This is a genomic window from Pseudomonas mendocina (assembly GCA_037482215.1).
GTDB classification, from domain to species: domain Bacteria; phylum Pseudomonadota; class Gammaproteobacteria; order Pseudomonadales; family Pseudomonadaceae; genus Aquipseudomonas; species Aquipseudomonas mendocina_E.
Genome location: CP148074.1, coordinates 3264701 through 3280829, shown reverse-complemented (window position 1 = coordinate 3280829; position 16129 = coordinate 3264701). Strand labels below are relative to the sequence as shown.

The 16129-nt window shown below is 58.3% G+C and carries 16 protein-coding genes and 1 pseudogene; 14 read left to right on the top strand and 3 right to left on the bottom strand.

The annotated features are described in order from the left end of the window. Positions 1-55: 55 nt before the first annotated feature. Positions 56-376, bottom strand: a complete 321-nt coding sequence (locus tag WG219_15360) for an Arc family DNA-binding protein (protein WXL24683.1) — start codon at positions 374-376, stop codon at positions 56-58. Positions 377-760: 384 nt separating this feature from the next. Between WG219_15360 and phnC the strand changes: the two are divergent. From phnC to phnP, 13 genes and pseudogenes are all read left to right on the top strand, one after another. Beyond that, a pseudogene (gene phnC, locus WG219_15355) lies at positions 761-1516 on the top strand (phosphonate ABC transporter ATP-binding protein). 136 nt (positions 1517-1652) lie between these two features. Next, positions 1653-2648 (top strand): phosphonate ABC transporter substrate-binding protein, encoded by a 996-nt coding sequence (gene phnD / locus WG219_15350; GenBank protein WXL24682.1) that lies wholly within the window; start codon positions 1653-1655, stop codon positions 2646-2648. A gap of 61 nt (positions 2649-2709) precedes the next feature. After that, positions 2710-3504, top strand: a complete 795-nt coding sequence (gene phnE / locus WG219_15345; GenBank protein ID WXL24681.1) for a phosphonate ABC transporter, permease protein PhnE — start codon at positions 2710-2712, stop codon at positions 3502-3504. A gap of 36 nt (positions 3505-3540) precedes the next feature. Beyond that, positions 3541-4245: a phosphonate metabolism transcriptional regulator PhnF gene (gene phnF, locus WG219_15340; GenBank protein WXL24680.1), complete on the top strand. Its 705-nt coding sequence runs from the start codon at positions 3541-3543 to the stop codon at positions 4243-4245. A gap of 28 nt (positions 4246-4273) precedes the next feature. Further along, complete coding sequence (phnG, locus tag WG219_15335; GenBank protein ID WXL28018.1) at positions 4274-4720, top strand: phosphonate C-P lyase system protein PhnG; 447 nt, start codon at positions 4274-4276, stop codon at positions 4718-4720. Next, positions 4720-5331 carry a phosphonate C-P lyase system protein PhnH gene (gene phnH / locus WG219_15330; GenBank protein WXL24679.1) on the top strand — a complete coding sequence of 204 codons (612 nt, stop codon included), beginning with the start codon at positions 4720-4722 and terminating at the stop codon, positions 5329-5331. Before phnG ends, phnH begins: the two co-directional genes overlap by 1 nt. Next, a complete protein-coding gene (locus WG219_15325) occupies positions 5331-6407 on the top strand; it encodes a carbon-phosphorus lyase complex subunit PhnI (GenBank protein WXL24678.1) in 1077 nt (358 codons plus the stop codon). The genes phnH and WG219_15325 overlap by 1 nt, the downstream gene beginning before the upstream one ends. A 14-nt stretch (positions 6408-6421) precedes the next feature. Then, positions 6422-7288 (top strand): alpha-D-ribose 1-methylphosphonate 5-phosphate C-P-lyase PhnJ, encoded by an 867-nt coding sequence (locus tag WG219_15320; GenBank protein ID WXL28017.1) that lies wholly within the window; start codon positions 6422-6424, stop codon positions 7286-7288. Then, positions 7285-8094 (top strand): phosphonate C-P lyase system protein PhnK, encoded by an 810-nt coding sequence (gene phnK / locus WG219_15315; GenBank protein ID WXL24677.1) that lies wholly within the window; start codon positions 7285-7287, stop codon positions 8092-8094. Before WG219_15320 ends, phnK begins: the two co-directional genes overlap by 4 nt. Before the next feature lie 103 nt (positions 8095-8197). Beyond that, the gene (phnL, locus tag WG219_15310; GenBank protein WXL24676.1) at positions 8198-8917 is read left to right on the top strand and encodes a phosphonate C-P lyase system protein PhnL; all 720 of its coding nucleotides are present in this window, start codon (positions 8198-8200) and stop codon (positions 8915-8917) included. Next, positions 8907-10052, top strand: a complete 1146-nt coding sequence (locus tag WG219_15305) for an alpha-D-ribose 1-methylphosphonate 5-triphosphate diphosphatase (protein WXL24675.1) — start codon at positions 8907-8909, stop codon at positions 10050-10052. Before phnL ends, WG219_15305 begins: the two co-directional genes overlap by 11 nt. Then, on the top strand, positions 10052-10615 hold the full coding sequence (gene phnN / locus WG219_15300; GenBank protein ID WXL24674.1) for a phosphonate metabolism protein/1,5-bisphosphokinase (PRPP-forming) PhnN: 564 nt from the start codon (positions 10052-10054) through the stop codon (positions 10613-10615). The genes WG219_15305 and phnN overlap by 1 nt, the downstream gene beginning before the upstream one ends. Next, complete coding sequence (gene phnP / locus WG219_15295) at positions 10606-11370, top strand: phosphonate metabolism protein PhnP (protein ID WXL24673.1); 765 nt, start codon at positions 10606-10608, stop codon at positions 11368-11370. The genes phnN and phnP overlap by 10 nt, the downstream gene beginning before the upstream one ends. Positions 11371-11381: 11 nt before the next feature. Here phnP and WG219_15290 read toward each other — a convergent pair whose 3' ends face one another. Further along, on the bottom strand, positions 11382-11849 hold the full coding sequence (locus WG219_15290; protein WXL24672.1) for an Lrp/AsnC family transcriptional regulator: 468 nt from the start codon (positions 11847-11849) through the stop codon (positions 11382-11384). A gap of 246 nt (positions 11850-12095) precedes the next feature. On the opposite strand from WG219_15290, the gene WG219_15285 reads away from it, so the two are divergent. Beyond that, complete coding sequence (locus WG219_15285) at positions 12096-15563, top strand: indolepyruvate ferredoxin oxidoreductase family protein (protein WXL24671.1); 3468 nt, start codon at positions 12096-12098, stop codon at positions 15561-15563. Between the two features lie 48 nt (positions 15564-15611). Here the strand turns inward: WG219_15285 and WG219_15280 are convergent, their stop codons facing one another. Then, positions 15612-16091, bottom strand: a complete 480-nt coding sequence (locus tag WG219_15280; protein ID WXL24670.1) for a GNAT family N-acetyltransferase — start codon at positions 16089-16091, stop codon at positions 15612-15614. Between the last annotated feature and the right edge of the window lie 38 nt (positions 16092-16129).

The following is a 16129-nucleotide window of genomic DNA, read 5'->3' as shown; positions in this document are numbered from 1 at the left end:
TTTTATGTGCGTAAATTGAAAGACCAGCCGGAGCTGGTCTTCTGGGTTGTAGATATCAGGAGTTGTCGCCGGCAGCCAGTTCGGTGTCGTGAGCGATCAGCGATACCAGGGCGTTTTGCTGACGGCGGGACAGCTGGCGGAAGCGTTGCAGCAGCTCTTTTTCGTGCAGGGACAGTTCGGGGCTGTCCAGGCGCACGTTGACATCATCACTCAGAGCGCTTTCTTGCAGCATGCTTTGTTCGAGACGCGCAATGATCTCGGAGTTCATGCTGCGGTGGTGGTTGCGGGCTACGTCCGCGATACGTTCGCGCATGCCATCAGGCAGGCGAACAACGAATTTGTCTGCGGTACGGCTGGAGTAGATAGCTTGTTTCATAGGGCGCGTACATTAAACCGGTAAGTTAATAAACGATAGCTGGCAATTTAATACTGCATTGTCAGCATTGTGACCGCCAATCGCACTAACCGTTCGCCTTGGTAACTATTTGAAATACCTATGCCTTGGGCATAAAAGGCCGGTTATTTGGCGTCAAATTCATGCCATCATTGTGCCCCTATTAAAGGCTTTTTGCTAGCACCAATTGTCCAAAATGCGGCTTGTTCAACAAAAGGCCACATATCCAAGGTTCTGAGCAACTCAGAGCAATGGTCACTGAAGTGTCATGACTCGTTAATCGGGTTGACACAGGATCTGCCTACCTTGGTCTACACCAACGCGGCTGGCTGCCGTCGTTTAAGACCAATTAACGGAGGCATTCCAATGGGCGCTGTAATTCGGGTTGATAAGCTGAACAAGACTTTCTCGGGCAAGCAGGCGCTGTTCGGTCTGGATCTTTCAGTTGAAGCCGGTGAAATGGTGGCGCTGATCGGTGCCTCCGGCTCGGGGAAGTCGACTTTGCTGCGTCATGTAGCGGGTCTGGCATGCTGTGACCGCAGTGCTGGCGGCAATATTGAGGTGCTCGGCCAGCAAGTGCAGGCTGACGGCAGGCTCAATAGTGATGTTCGACGCCTGCGTTCCGATATTGGCTACATTTTTCAGCAATTCAATCTGGTGGGCCGACTGAGTGTCTTGCAGAACGTTCTGTTGGGCTATCTGGGGCGTACGCCGCGCTGGCGTGGCACATTGGGGTTATTTACCGCTGAAGAAAAACAATCAGCCCTGAAGGCTTTGGAGCGTGTAGGCCTGGCGGGGCTTGCACAGCAGCGCGCTTCGACGCTCTCCGGTGGCCAGCAGCAGCGTGTGGCGATTGCCCGCGCCCTGTGTCAGCGGGCCAAGGTCATTCTGGCCGATGAGCCGATTGCCTCGCTGGATCCTGAGTCGGCTCGCAAAGTGATGCAAATTCTGGCGGACATCAACCGTGAAGATGGCACCACTGTAGTGGTCACCCTGCATCAGGTGGATTACGCCATGCGCTACTGCCAGCGCGCCGTTGCCCTGAAATCGGGCCGTATTCATTACGACGGCAACGCCAGTGAGTTGCATACCGACTTCCTTAACGATTTGTACGGCGCAGAGCTGACTGCTGATGCAGCCGTGTCTGCGCAATCGCTTGCTGCACCTTCCTCTAAAGCAGCCTGAGCCGTAGTTCCGTTCCTGCTGCGTAGAACCACTGCCAAAAACTAAATCACAACCTGTACCAGGAGTGCTTCGCATGTTTAAAAAAGCGAGTCGTGTTCTTGCTGTCTCCACATTGCTGGCCGGCTCTTTTTTCGGAGTTGCTCAGGCTGAGCAGCAGATCAATTTCGGCATCATCTCCACTGAGTCTTCGCAGAACCTCAAAAGCATGTGGGATCCGTTTCTGGAAGACATGAGCAAGAAGACTGGCTACAAGATCAATGCCTTCTTCGCGCCTGACTATGCCGGGATTATCCAGGGCATGCGCTTCGATAAAGTCGATGTGGCCTGGTATGGCAATAAGGCGGCGATGGAAGCAGTCGACCGGGCTGGCGGGGAGATCTTCGCCCAGACTGTGGCCGCCAATGGCGCTGAGGGTTACTACAGCTTGTTGGTCGCGCACAAAGACAGCCCGATCAACTCCGTCGAGGACATGCTCAAGAATGCCAAGAGCCTGACCTTTGCCAACGGTGATCCAAACTCCACCTCTGGCTACTTGGTGCCGGGCTATTACGTGTTCGCTCAGAACAAGGCCGATGCCAATACCATTTTTAAACGTGCGCTGATTGGCAGCCATGAAGTCAACGCCCTGTCGGTGGCCAACAAGCAAGTTGATGTGGGCACCTTCAACTCCGAAAACATGGAGCGCCTGGAGGTTACCGCGCCAGACAAGGCTGCTCAGTTGAAGGTTATCTGGACTTCGCCGCTGATTCCTGCGGACCCGTTGGTATGGCGCAAGAACCTGGATGAAGGCACCAAGGCCAAGCTGCGCGATTTCTTTATGACGTACGGCTCAACGGCTCAGGAGCTGAAAATTCTTGAAACCCTGCAATGGGGCAAGTTCAAGACCTCAGACAACGACCAGCTGCTGCCGATCCGCCAGCTTGAGCTGTTCAAGCAGCGTACCGATGTGGCCAACAACGACAAGCTCAAGGCAGACGACAAAGCTGCACAGCTGAAAAAACTAGATGACGAGCTGGCCAAGCTGGAAAAACGCATGGCTGAGCTGGCCGCCAACACCTCTGCCGGTTAACCACGGTTGCGGCCTGCGTCGGGCAGGCCGCGTTTTTTCGCTGTTTGATCGAGATGGGCTTATGACCACTGTAACTACTGCTCCAGCTCCGCATATGGCGGGCAAGCGTTCATGGATGCAACTGATCGGTTGGGGGCTGTTTCTGGCGTTCCTGGCCTGGTCATGGAAAGGGGCGGAGATGAACCCGCTGGCGCTGGTGCGCGACGCCGGCAACATGGCGACCTTTGCTGCCGACTTCTTCCCACCGGATTTCAGCAATTGGGAGCTGTACCTGAAAGAAATGATCGTCACCGTACAGATCGCCTTGTGGGGCACTGTGCTGGCGATTGTCTGTGCCATCCCGCTGGGCATTATGAGTTCAGAAAACATTGTGCCGTGGTGGGTGTATCAGCCGGTTCGCCGGGTGATGGATGCCTTTCGCTCCATCAATGAAATGGTCTTCGCCATGTTGTTTGTGGTGGCGGTGGGGCTCGGTCCTTTTGCCGGTGTTCTGGCGCTGTTTATCGGCACCACAGGGGTGCTGGCCAAGCTCTTTGCGGAAGCCGTTGAGGCGATCGACCCTGGCCCGATTGAAGGCGTGCGTGCGACAGGTGCCAGTGCTCTGCAAGAAGTGATTTACGGGGTGATCCCACAGGTACTGCCGCTGTGGATCTCCTACTCGCTGTATCGCTTCGAATCTAACGTGCGTTCAGCAACGGTGGTCGGCATGGTCGGTGCCGGTGGCATTGGGGTGATTCTCTGGGAAGCGATACGTGGCTTCCAGTTCGGCCAGACCTGCGCACTGCTGATCGTGATCATTCTGGTGGTGAGCCTGCTGGACATCCTGTCCCAGCGTCTTCGCAAGCAATTTATCTGACGGAGAGAAGGTGTCTGCGGACGCCTTTTATTAGCCATGAACTTGTCTAGACAACCTGAACCGCTTTATCGCGAACTGGCTGCCGTACTGCGGGATGAGCTGGCCTCGATGAAAGCAGGTGATTACTTGCCGCCGGAGATGCAACTGGCTGCACGGTTTTCGGTAAACCGCCACACCCTGCGCCGCGCTATGGATGAGCTGGTGCTTGAAGGGCGCCTGTTACGCCAGCAGGGAAAAGGCACCCGGGTGCTGCCTAAGCCGGTGATTTATCCGGTGCAGGCTGATAGCACCTACAGCGCATCGCTGTCTGCACAGGGGCACGAGGTTGAAGCTCGATTGCTTGAGCGTCGTTTACGTGTAGCCAACCTCGAGGAGCGTGAACAGCTGGAGCTTGAGGAGGGCGCCGAGCTGGTTGAGATCAGCACGTTGCGCCTGATTTCCGGACAGCCAGTAAGCCTTATCCGCCATGCCTTCCGAGTTGAACATGCCTCTCGCTTGTCGGATTACCGTGGTGGCTCATTGCGCCAACACCTGAACCAGAGCGGTTTGGAACTGGTGCGCAAGTCCAGCCTAATTGGTGCTCGCCTTCCAACTCAAGAGGAGGCCAACCGCTTGCTGATGCCCAGACATGCACCGCTTTTGAGTGTGCAAACCCTTTCCTGTGATGCCGATGGCCGACCGGTGGAGCTGTCGCTCTCAACCAGTCGTGCTGACCGCTTCAAATTCCAGCTAGCCCTTTGATGGAGGCATGTTGATGACCTGCAATGAGCTGCACAGTGATCCGCAGATTGCGGCCCGCCAGCGCTGGATGAGCGTACTGGCCCGTGCCGGTAACCAGCTGGTGAATTATGAGAGTGCACTGAAAGACGCGGATTACAGCCTGATCCGCGCCCCTGAAAGCGGAATGGCGCTTGTGCGTGGGCGCATGGGCGGCACGGGCAACGCGTTCAACCTAGGCGAAATGACCGTGACCCGCTGCGTGGTGCGCCTGAGCGATGGTCGCACGGGCTACAGCTACATCGCCGGGCCTAACAAGCAGCACGCCGAACTGGCCGCATTGGCTGATGCCCACCTGCAAGGGACTGACCAGCAACAGTGGATGTTGCGACTGATCGAGCCACTGCGCGCTGCCCAACAGGCACAGCGGGCAGCCAAGGCTGCTGAAACCGCAACCACCCAGGTTGAATTCTTCACCCTGGTCAGAGGAGAAGATTGATGAACCCGGCTAACAGTTCGCAATGGCTGCAACTGGCTTTCAATAATCCGGTTCTGGATGCCCAAGCCAGCTTCCGCAGCGCGCTTAAAGCGCTGGCCGAGCCGGGGCTGGTGCAACCTTTGGATCGAGCGCAGGCCCTTGATGCTCTGCATCCTGCCACCTACGCCTTGTGCCTGGCGTTCCTGGATGCAGACACACCGCTGTGGCTGGCGCCTTATTTAGACACCCCAGCGGTACGCGCCAACCTGTCGTTCCACTGCGGTTGCCCGATTGTGACGCAGCGCGAGCAGGCCCTGTTTGCGTTGCTGGATGAGTCCGAGCTGGGTGATCTGTCTGGCTTTGATAACGGCAGCGAGCGCTACCCGGATCAGTCCTGCACTTTGCTGGTTCAGTTGCCTGCTCTGGAGGGCGGGAACCGTTTGGATTGGCGCGGTCCGGGGATTCAGGACGTACGGCAGGTTTCGCTGCCACTGCGCGATGCCTTCTGGCAGCAGCGCAGTGCTCGCACTTCATTTCCCCGTGGTCTGGATGCATTTCTGGCATCGGGTCAGCAGGTGATCGGCCTGCCACGCAGCACACAGGTGCTCAACAATGCAGAGGAGGCGGCCTGATGTATGTAGCCGTTAAAGGTGGCGAGCGCGCCATCGACAATGCCCACGCACTGCTGGCCAAAACGCGCCGTGGTGATACCTCAATCCCTGAGCTGAGTGTTGAACAAATCCGCGAGCAGATGCCCCTGGCGGTTTCGCGGGTGATGACTGAAGGCTCGCTGTATGACCCGCAACTGGCTGCACTGGCGATCAAGCAAGCTGCGGGGGATCTGCTCGAAGCTATTTTCCTGCTGCGTGCTTACCGCACCACTTTGCCGCGCTTTGGCGCAACGCAGGGGCTGAACACCACGCACATGCAGATTGAGCGACGCATTTCTGCGACCTTCAAAGACCTGCCCGGTGGTCAGTTACTCGGCCCAACCTTTGATTACAGCCACCGTCTGCTGGACTTCACCCTTCTGGCTGAAGGGCAGCATCCAGGGCCGCAGCTCAAGCCTGATGCTGAGCTTTCCGCTTGTCCGCGAGTGCTGGATTTCCTAGCGGATGAAGGCCTGATGCAGCGTGAAGCGGATGACGGCCAGCCAGTGCCGGACATCACCCGCGAGCCATTGGACTTCCCCGCCAATCGGGCGCAGCGCCTGCAAGCCTTGGCCCGTGGCAATGAAGGATTCCTGCTGGCGTTGGGCTATTCGACTCAACGTGGTTATGGCCGCAACCATCCGTTTGCCGGGGAAATCCGCATTGGTGAAGTGGAGGTTTGGCTGGAACCTGAGGAGCTGGGTTTCGCGGTGCCGCTGGGTGATATCGAAGTCACCGAATGCGAGATGGTCAACCAGTTTGTGGGTGGCAAAGGTGTGGATGCGCAGTTCACCCGAGGCTATGGCCTGGCCTTCGGCAACTGTGAGCGCAAGGCCATGGGCATGGCCCTGGTGGACCGTGCGCTGCGTGCTGACGAGTACGGCGAAGAGCGTGAAGGTCCTGCGCAACAGGAAGAGTTCGTGCTCATGCATTGCGACAACGTAGAGGCCGCGGGCTTTGTCTCGCACCTGAAACTGCCGCACTACGTCGACTTCCAGTCCGAGCTGGAGCTAATCCGCAAGATGCGCAAGCAAGCCGCCGAGGAGCAACCGGTATGAACCTCACCACACCGATGACGTCTGCCCAGGCGACAGAAACCGGCTACAACTTTGCCTATCTGGATGAGCAGACCAAACGCATGATTCGCCGTGGCCTGCTTAAGGCCGTGGCCATTCCGGGTTACCAAGTGCCGTTTGGCGGCCGCGAAATGCCGCTGCCCTATGGGTGGGGCACCGGCGGTATGCAGGTGACTGCGGCCATTTTGGGTGAAGATGATGTGCTTAAGGTCATCGACCAAGGCGCGGACGACACCACCAACGCCGTCTCGATCCGCCGTTTCTTTGCCCGCACCGCTGGGGTCAAAACCACCATGTGCACGCCGGAGGCGACTGTCATTCAGACCCGTCACCGCATTCCGGAAACCCCGCTGAGCAATGATCAGATTCTGGTTTATCAGGTACCGATCCCTGAGCCGCTGCGCTTTATCGAACCCTCGGAAACCGAAACCCGGACCATGCACGCGCTGGAAGATTACGGCGTGATGCACGTCAAGCTGTATGAGGACATCGCCACCTTCGGCCACATTGCCACCAGCTATGCGTACCCGGTGACAGTCGATGACCGCTACGTGATGGACCCGTCGCCCATCCCGAAATTCGACAACCCCAAGCTGCACATGAGCCCGGCGCTGATGTTGTTCGGCGCGGGGCGTGAGAAGCGCCTGTATGCCGTACCGCCGTACACCAAAGTGGTGAGCCTGGACTTTGAAGACCACCCGTTTGCGATCCAGAGCTGGGAGGAATGCTGCGCCTTCTGTGGCAGCCACGACTCCTATCTGGATGAGCTGATTGTCGATGACGAAGGCACCAAGCGCTTTGTCTGCTCCGACACCGATTACTGCATGCAACGCCGCGATGCCATAGAGGAGGGCGTGCAATGAGTGCTGCCGAGAAATTGCAGGTACAAACCGAAACTGCTCAACCGCTGTTTAGCGTGCGTGATCTGACCCGTCTGTATGGGCCGGAGAAAGGCTGCCAGGGCGTTTCGTTCGATCTGTACCCAGGCGAGGTATTGGGCATTGTCGGTGAGTCTGGCTCGGGCAAATCAACCCTGCTCAGCCTGCTGTCAGGGCGCTGCCCGCCGGATCGCGGCAATGTCAGCTACCGCGACAACAACGGTCAGTGGGTTGACCTGTACAGCGCCAGTGAAGCCCAACGCCGGACGTTGCTGCGCACCGAATGGGGGTTTGTCGAACAAAACCCCCGTGACGGTTTGCGCATGGGTGTGTCGGCCGGGGCCAACATCGGCGAACGCCTGATGGCCCAAGGCGTTCGCAATTACAGCGAGTTGCGTGCGGCAGGCCTGGAATGGCTGAAGCAAGTGGAGATTGACCCGGCCCGTATCGACGATTTGCCGCGCACCTTCTCCGGCGGCATGCAACAGCGCTTACAGATTGCCCGCAACCTCGTTTCCAGCCCACGTCTGGTGTTTATGGACGAGCCCACTGGCGGCCTCGATGTGTCGGTGCAGGCGCGCCTGCTTGACCTGCTGCGCGGTCTGGTGCGGGAGCTGGACCTAGCTGTGGTGATCGTCACCCACGACTTGGCGGTCGCCCGTCTGTTAGCCGACCGGCTGATGGTCATGCGTCGCTCCCATGTGGTTGAGGCGGGGCTGACCGATCAGATTCTGGATGACCCGCAGCACCCCTATTCGCAGTTGCTGGTGTCGTCCGTCCTGCAACCCTGACCTGATTTCGCCATGGCTGTTTCTTAAAGCTGTAACAGCCTGTGCGGACAATGCGTGTCTCCCGTGCTGCAGCCGTTCGCAGCACGGTCTAGGAGAGGTTTATATGAACAACCTGATTGAGGTCAGCGGCCTCAGCAAAACCTTCACCCTGCATCAGCAGCATGGGGTTGTGCTGAATGTGCTGAGTGAATTGAGTTTTTCCGTCAGTGCCGGTGAGTGTCTGGTACTGCATGGCCAGTCTGGCGCAGGTAAGTCGACCTTACTGCGCACCTTGTACGGAAACTACCTCGCTGCAGGCGGCAGCATTCGTGTTCTGCACAATGGCCAATGGGTTGAATTGGTGGATGCCGAGCCGCGCCAGGTGCTGGAAGTCCGTCGCCAGACCTTGGGGTATGTCAGCCAGTTCCTGCGGGTCATTCCACGGGTCTCGACCCTGGATGTGGTGATGGAGCCAGCACTGGCGCGTGGTTGGACGAAGGACGCCGCCGAGGCGCGGGCCAAGAGCCTGCTGACCCGTCTGAATATCCCGCAAGCACTGTGGCAACTGGCGCCGGGCACCTTCTCCGGTGGTGAACAGCAACGCGTCAATATCGCCCGCGGTTTTATGGTGACCTGGCCACTGATGTTGCTGGATGAACCAACTGCATCGCTGGATGACGTTAACCGTCAGGTGGTGCTGGAGCTGATCGCTGAAGCCAAAGCTGCTGGGAGTGCACTGATTGGCATCTTCCACGATCGCACCGCCCGTGAGGCAGTGGCAGATCGTTATCTGGACATGACCCCAGAGCTATCCAAGCAGCAGGAGTATGTTTATGCAGGCTGAACAGGTACTGACCAACGCGCAGGTGGTCACCGCCAATGAGGTGTTCACCGGCACTGTCGTGCTGCGTGATGGTGTCATCGCAGATATCCAGCCGGGTGTCAGTCAACTGCCGCACGCGCAGAACCTTGGCGGCGATTACCTGTTGCCGGGGTTGGTTGAACTGCACACGGATAATCTGGAAAAGCACATGGCTCCGCGTCCAGGTGTGGATTGGCCGTCCCGTTCGGCTGTGTTTACCCACGATGCGCAGATTGTCGCCGCGGGTATCACCACGGTGTTTGATGCACTCTCCATTGGCGACGTAAACCCCCGTGGACGGCGCATGCAGCAACTACCGGCCATGCTGGAGGCGATTGCCGCTACCAGCGCGGCGGGGCAAACGCGGGCAGAACATCGCCTGCATTTGCGCTGTGAGGTGTGCCACCCGAATACATTGGGCGTGTACCGGGATCTGGTTGAAAACCCACTGGTGCAGCTGATTTCTGTCATGGACCACTCGCCGGGCCAGCGTCAGTTCGCCAATGAGGCCAAGTACCGCGAGTACTACATGGGTAAGTACAACCTCAATGAGCAGGAAATGGCCGAGTTCGCCGCCGAACAGAAGGCCAACTCCATCGAGTTCAGTGACCGTAACCGGCGCAGTATTGTGGAGGACTGCCACGTACGCGGTCTGTCTATTGCCAGTCATGATGATGCGACACTGGCCCACGCGCAGGAGTCTGCTGGTTTCGGTATGTCCATCGCTGAGTTCCCTACCACCATGGAAGCGGCCAAAGCCAGTCACGAGCTGGGTTTGAATGTGCTCATGGGCGCGCCAAATATCGTGCGCGGCGGCTCTCACTCGGGCAATATTGCAGCCTCTGAACTGGCCAGTAAGGGGGTGCTGGATATCCTGTCCAGCGACTACTACCCCTCAAGCCTGCTACAGGCGGCCTTTATGCTCGCTGAGCAAGACAACGACTACGATCTGCCCAAGGCCATCGCCACCGTTAGCCGCAACCCAGCGAAGTCAGCGGGTTTGACTGATCGCGGCGAAATTCGTGTTGGGTTGCGTGCCGATCTGGTGCACAGCCAGTTGTATGAAGGCCAGCCGGTGATTAAACAGGTGTGGAATAACGCAAAAAGGGTGTTCTGATGAGCGGCCGCCTGATCTACCTCATGGGGCCTTCTGGGTCCGGTAAAGACAGCCTCCTGCAAGCCGCGCGTGAGCGCCTTGCAGAGCATGGATGCCGCATTGTCCGGCGGGTTATCACCCGCTCCAGCGAAGCCGTCGGAGAGGACGCTGTATCCCTGACGTTGGACGAGTTTGAGTTGCAGGAAGCAGCCGGTGAGTTCGCCCTGAGCTGGCGTGCTAACGGTCTGGCTTATGGCATCCCCAAACAGATCGACGAGTGGCTCGCGGCGGGGCTGGATGTGCTGATTAATGGATCACGCGGCTATCTCGCTGAAGCACGCCAACGTTACCCGCAACTGATTGCGGTGTTGCTGACAGTGGACAACGACGTTCTGCGTGAACGTCTGCAACGTCGCCAGCGTGAAACACCTGAGCAGATCGAGCAGCGTCTGGCGCGTAATGCCCTGTTTGACCCCGCTGCAGCGGAGGCTGATGGTTTGTATGTGCTGGATAATTCCGGTGAGTTACAGCTAACCGCCGACCGTTTGTGCGCGCTGCTCGGGACGTGTCGTGCATGCGCATGACCCTACTGGGTAGCGGTGATGCACGCCAGGTTCCGGTCTATAACTGCCACTGCGCAGCCTGTGAGCGAGCCCGCTTGCAGCCTGCGCATCGGCGTGGGCCCTGCTCGGCATTGATCGAGTGTGGTGACCAGCGTTGGTTGATCGACGCCGGTTGGACGGACCTGTGCGAGCGTTTTCCACCGCAGAGCCTCAGCGGCATTTTGCAAACCCATTACCATGCTGACCATGCTCAGGGCTTATTGCACCTGCGCTGGGGGCAGGGGCTGATTATCCCGGTGCACGGCCCGGCTGACCCCGAGGGGCTGGCTGATCTGTACAAACACCCAGGTATTCTCGATTTCAGCCAGCCGTTCAGTGCTTTTGAGCATCGCCAGTTAGGGGCGCTGAGCGTCACGGCGTTGCCACTGAACCATTCCAAACTTACCTACGGCTATTTGCTGGAAGGGGCCGACGAGCACGGCGCTATAAGGCGAATCGCTTACCTCACGGATACGGTGGGCGTACCGGCAGACAGCGCTGCGCTGTTGTGTCAGCAGTCGCTGGATGTGCTGGTGCTGGATTGCTCCATGGCGCCGCAACCCATTGCACCGCGCAACCATAATGATCTGACCCGGGCGTTAGAAACCATCGAGTTGCTGCAACCCGCGCACGCAGTGCTGACCCATGTCGGCCACAGTTTTGACGCCTGGCTGATGGAAAATCCCGAGGTATTGCCCGCTAACGTCAGTGTGGCTTGGGATGGACGCGTACTGTGATCTGAATGCCGCTAATCCAGCGGCAATTCAGTGGTGCGTTTAACCTCGCTCATGGCGATATGGGTGTGGGCTTCCAGTACATGGGGACGTTGCAGCAGGTGGTCGCGTAAAAAACGCTCGTAGCTGGCAATGTCTTTGGCCACCACCTTCAGCTTGTAATCCGATGCACCGGCCATGGTGTAGCACTCCATCACTTCCGGGTAGCCGACCACCGCTTTCTCAAACTCTTCCAAGTTGCTGCGACCGTGGGCCGATAGTTTGATGTCGACAAACACGATGATGCCGAAACCCAAGCGCTTGTGGTTGAGCAGGGCGACTTTGCGCTCGATGTAGCCTTCTTCTTGCAAGCGGTTGATGCGCCGCCAGCAGGGCGACTGTGACAGCTCGACCCGCTCGGCAATTTCTGCGGCTGAAAGGTCGGCATTATGTTGCAGCAGGCGCAGAATCCTGCGATCGGTGTGGTTGAGTGGCTCTTGCATGATCGTTCCCTGATTTTTGTATTTGTTGGATAAATCATGCGCAGTATTGGCCTTTATTTCAAAAAATAGAAAGGAAATATCTGCAAGGCCGGTCCATATTTATACGCAGGTTTGTGTGGTCGTCGATCTGTAACAGGCGCCGCATTGCTACGACCGTGATCTGAGTGGTGATCCCGCTCAGGCCAATAACCGAAAGACGTTTACCCGCGTCTTTCTTGCTCTAAAAATAATAAAAGGAGCGCAACTATGTCTCTGGCCGAGATCCGTCTGGACGATAAGTACCGCCTTGCAACCGGACACCTGTACCTCACCGGCACCCAGGCCCTGACCCGCCTGCCGATGCTGCAAAAACAGCGTGACACGGCCCATGGCCTGAACACCGCCTGCTTCATTTCCGGCTACCGTGGCTCACCATTGGGCAATCTTGACAAGAGCCTGTGGGATGCCCGCGAATACCTCAAAGAGAACCACATTCACTTCCAGCCCGGCATTAACGAGGAGCTGGGCGCCACTGCCGTGTGGGGCAGCCAGCAAACCAATCTGTTTCCCGGTGCCCGCTACGACGGCGTGTTTTCCATGTGGTACGGCAAGGGGCCGGGGGTAGATCGCTGCGGCGACGTGTTTAAGCATGGCAACTCGGCAGGTGTATCACCCCATGGGGGTGTGCTGCTGTTAGCGGGGGACGACCACGGCTGCAAATCGTCCACCATCGCCCACCAGAGCGAGCACGCCTTTATTGCCGCATCCATTCCGGTGCTTAACCCGGCCAACGTTCAGGAGCTGCTGGATTACGGCATCATCGGCTGGGAGCTGTCACGCTACAGCGGCTGTTGGGTCGCGCTAAAAACCATCGCTGAAAACGTCGATTCTTCTGCGGTGGTAGAGGTCAACCCGCTGCGGGTGCAGGTCACTTACCCGGATGATTTCAAACTGCCGGACGACGGTGTGCACATCCGTTGGCCTGACCCACCACTGGTGCAGGAAGCACGCCTGAATACCTACAAAATCTACGCTGCACGGGCTTTTGCCCGGGCTAACCAGCTGGACAAAGTGATGCTGGATTCACCCAACCCGCGTTTGGGCATCATCACCACCGGCAAATCTTATCTGGATGTGCGCCAAGCCTTGGATGACCTCGGACTGGATGAAGCGCTATGCGCCAAGATCGGCCTGCGGGTGCTGAAAATTGGTATGAGCTGGCCGCTAGAGCCGGTCGCTGTGCACGAGTTTGCAGAGGGGCTGGACGAGATTCTGGTGGTCGAGGAAAAGCGCAGCATCATCGAAGACCAGCTCACCGGTCAGCTCTATAACTGGCCAGTCGGTAAGCGTCCTGTGGTGGTGGGGGAGTTCGATGAACAGGGCAATTCGCTGCTGCCGAACCTGGGGGAACTGACTCCGGCGATGATTGCTCGGGTAATCGCCAAACGCCTGGAGCCGATCTACACCAGCCCAGTGATTGTTGAGCGTTTGGCCTTTCTGGCGGCCAAAGAGGCCTCCTTGGCCGCACCGAAACACACCACTGTGCGTACCCCGCATTTCTGCTCAGGCTGCCCGCACAACAGCTCGACCAAAGTGCCCGAAGGCAGCCGCGCTCAAGGCGGTATTGGTTGTCACTACATGACCCAGTGGATGGATCGCAGCACGGACACCTTCACCCAGATGGGCGGTGAAGGTGTGACCTGGATCGGCCAGGCGCCCTTTACTGACACGCCCCATGTATTCCAGAACCTGGGCGACGGCACCTACTTCCACTCCGGGCAACTGGCGCTGCGGGCAGCGGTGGCCTCTGGGGTCAACATCACCTACAAGATTCTCTACAACGACGCCGTGGCCATGACCGGTGGCCAGCCGATTGACGGCGAGCTGCGGGTTGATCAGCTCAGCCAGCAGGTGTTTGCTGAAGGGGTGCGACGGATCGCGCTGGTCAGCGACGAGCCAGAGAAGTACCCGAATCGCGCCACTTTTGCGCCGATTGTTACCTTCCATCACCGCCGTGAGCTGGATGCCGTGCAGCGAGAGTTGCGCGAGTTTAAAGGCGTCTCGGTGATCATCTACGACCAGACCTGCGCCACCGAGAAACGCCGTCGGCGCAAACGCGGCAAGATGGTTGATCCGCAGAAGCGTGCCTTTATCAACTCCTCCGTCTGTGAAGGCTGCGGCGATTGCAGCGTGAAGTCCAACTGCCTGTCGGTGTTGCCGCTGGAAACCGAGTTAGGGCGCAAGCGTCAGATCGACCAGAACGCCTGCAACAAAGACTACGCCTGCATGGATGGCTTCTGCCCGAGCTTTGTCAGCGTTCACGGTGGCACGTTGCGTAAGCCTGAGGCTGTGGGGCTGGGCGCCTTGTTTATTGCCGTGCCGGAGCCGCATCAACCGTCGCTGGAGCGTCCATGGAATATCCTCCTGCCCGGTGTGGGCGGCAGCGGTGTCACCACCGTCGGCGCACTGCTGGGGATGGCAGCGCACCTGGAGGGCAAGGGCTGCTCGGTGCTGGATCAGGCTGGTTTGGCGCAGAAGTTTGGTCCGGTGGTGACGCACATCCGTATCGCTGCGCAGCAAGATGATATCTACGCTGTGCGTATTGCAGCCGGTGAGGCTGACTTGCTCCTAGGCTGTGATCTGGTGGTATCCGCCAGTGAAGATGCCCTGGCCAAACTCAACGACAAGATCGCCCATGCGGTGATAAACAGCCACGAAGCGCCGACAGCTGAGTTCACCCGTAACCCAGATGCTCAGGTGCCTGGGGCTGCCATGCGTGAAGCCATCATCGAGGCGGTGGGGGCGAGCAAAACCCACTTTGTCGACGCGACTCGCCTGGCGACTCGCCTGCTGGGTGACAGCATTGCCACCAACCTCTTTATGCTTGGCTTTGCTTATCAGAAAGGCTTGGTGCCGGTTTCAGCTGAGGCGATTAATAAAGCCATTGATCTGAACGCGGTGTCCGTCGAGCTGAACCAGCAAGCGTTCCTCTGGGGGCGCCGTGCCGCCCACGACAGCGCCGCTGTTGAGCGTCTGATTAAGGCCGATACAGCGGAAGCGCCGCACTGCGAGAGCCTCAGTGATTTGCTGACCGATCGTATGCAGCGGCTGCGCGACTTCCAGAGCGCCGCACTGGCGCTGCATTACCGTGAGCAGCTGGAGCGGGTTATTAAACTGGATAGCGACCCAGAGCAGCGCCTGAGCAAAGCCGTGGCGCGTAACTACTTCAAGGTGTTGGCTTACAAAGATGAGTACGAGGTGGCGCGGCTGTACAGCGATGGCAGCTTTACCCGTCAGCTGGCGCAGACCTTTGAAGGTGACTACCGCTTGGAGTTTCATCTGGCGCCTAGTTGGCTGAGTAAAGCGGATGCTAAGACCGGCGAGCCCCGTAAACGCACGTTTGGCCCGTGGATGCTCAAGGCATTTGCTGTGTTGGCGAAGTTCAAGTTCTTGCGGGGCTCGATGCTGGACCCATTCGGCTATAGCGAAGAGCGCAAGCAGGAGCGGGAGCTGATTGCGGAGTATGAAAATAACCTGAGCTTTATTCTCCGCCACCTCAAGGCTGACAACTATGGCGCAGCGGTGGAGTTGGCCAGTCTGCCTGAACAGGTACGCGGCTATGGCCACGTCAAACAACGCAGTGTGGAAAAAGCGAGGGGGCAGGCCGCCGAGCTGAAAGCCAGCATGCAGGTACAGAAAGTGAAGGTTGTGCAGTTGTTTGAGCCTGCGGCATAAAGTCGCAAATTCAGGTGGCGCCGGGTTGCACCGGCGCCATCGGGCGGATTAATCCAGCGGCAGCATCAGGCTGTAGCCATGGAGCTTGAATCCTAGGTTTTCATAGAAACGATGGGCTTCTTCCCGCTTTACATTACTGGACAGTGCAACTTTGTAGCATCCCCAGGCTTTTGCGCGCTCAATCGCCTTGCCCATCAGCGCCTGGCCAATCCCCAGCCCACGGGATTCGGCGTCTACCACCACATCTTCGAGAATCGCGGAGCGGGCAAAGTTATGCGACAGGTGTTCAATCAGGTTAATGGTGCAGGTGCCCAGCACGCGGCCGTCGCGCTCTGCGACCAGAATCTCCCGGTTGGGCGCATGTTCGGCCAAGCGTAGGGCCAGCAGCTTGCTGTCCAGTAGCGGCTCATCAGGCACCAGTTGCTGCATCAGGCCTGCCAAAGAAGGGGCGTCCTCCTGGCTGGCGCAGCGTAATTCAACGGTGGCAAAGGGTGAATCCGGGATGCTTTGGGCGGTTGCGCTGGACATGGTGAACTCCTTCCTCAATTTGCCCCGAGTATGTGCAG

What these genes read in the sequence shown, in the direction of transcription:
- WG219_15360 (WXL24683.1), bottom strand. Translation starts at nt 376, where the DNA reads ATGAAACAAGCTATCTACTCCAGCCGTACCGCAGACAAATTCGTTGTT.
- phnD (WXL24682.1), top strand. Translation starts at nt 1,653, where the DNA reads ATGTTTAAAAAAGCGAGTCGTGTTCTTGCTGTCTCCACATTGCTGGCC.
- phnE (WXL24681.1), top strand. Translation starts at nt 2,710, where the DNA reads ATGACCACTGTAACTACTGCTCCAGCTCCGCATATGGCGGGCAAGCGT.
- phnF (WXL24680.1), top strand. Translation starts at nt 3,541, where the DNA reads ATGAACTTGTCTAGACAACCTGAACCGCTTTATCGCGAACTGGCTGCC.
- phnH (WXL24679.1), top strand. Translation starts at nt 4,720, where the DNA reads ATGAACCCGGCTAACAGTTCGCAATGGCTGCAACTGGCTTTCAATAAT.
- WG219_15325 (WXL24678.1), top strand. Translation starts at nt 5,331, where the DNA reads ATGTATGTAGCCGTTAAAGGTGGCGAGCGCGCCATCGACAATGCCCAC.
- WG219_15320 (WXL28017.1), top strand. Translation starts at nt 6,422, where the DNA reads ATGACGTCTGCCCAGGCGACAGAAACCGGCTACAACTTTGCCTATCTG.
- phnK (WXL24677.1), top strand. Translation starts at nt 7,285, where the DNA reads ATGAGTGCTGCCGAGAAATTGCAGGTACAAACCGAAACTGCTCAACCG.
- phnL (WXL24676.1), top strand. Translation starts at nt 8,198, where the DNA reads ATGAACAACCTGATTGAGGTCAGCGGCCTCAGCAAAACCTTCACCCTG.
- WG219_15305 (WXL24675.1), top strand. Translation starts at nt 8,907, where the DNA reads ATGCAGGCTGAACAGGTACTGACCAACGCGCAGGTGGTCACCGCCAAT.
- phnN (WXL24674.1), top strand. Translation starts at nt 10,052, where the DNA reads ATGAGCGGCCGCCTGATCTACCTCATGGGGCCTTCTGGGTCCGGTAAA.
- phnP (WXL24673.1), top strand. Translation starts at nt 10,606, where the DNA reads ATGCGCATGACCCTACTGGGTAGCGGTGATGCACGCCAGGTTCCGGTC.
- WG219_15290 (WXL24672.1), bottom strand. Translation starts at nt 11,849, where the DNA reads ATGCAAGAGCCACTCAACCACACCGATCGCAGGATTCTGCGCCTGCTG.
- WG219_15285 (WXL24671.1), top strand. Translation starts at nt 12,096, where the DNA reads ATGTCTCTGGCCGAGATCCGTCTGGACGATAAGTACCGCCTTGCAACC.
- WG219_15280 (WXL24670.1), bottom strand. Translation starts at nt 16,091, where the DNA reads ATGTCCAGCGCAACCGCCCAAAGCATCCCGGATTCACCCTTTGCCACC.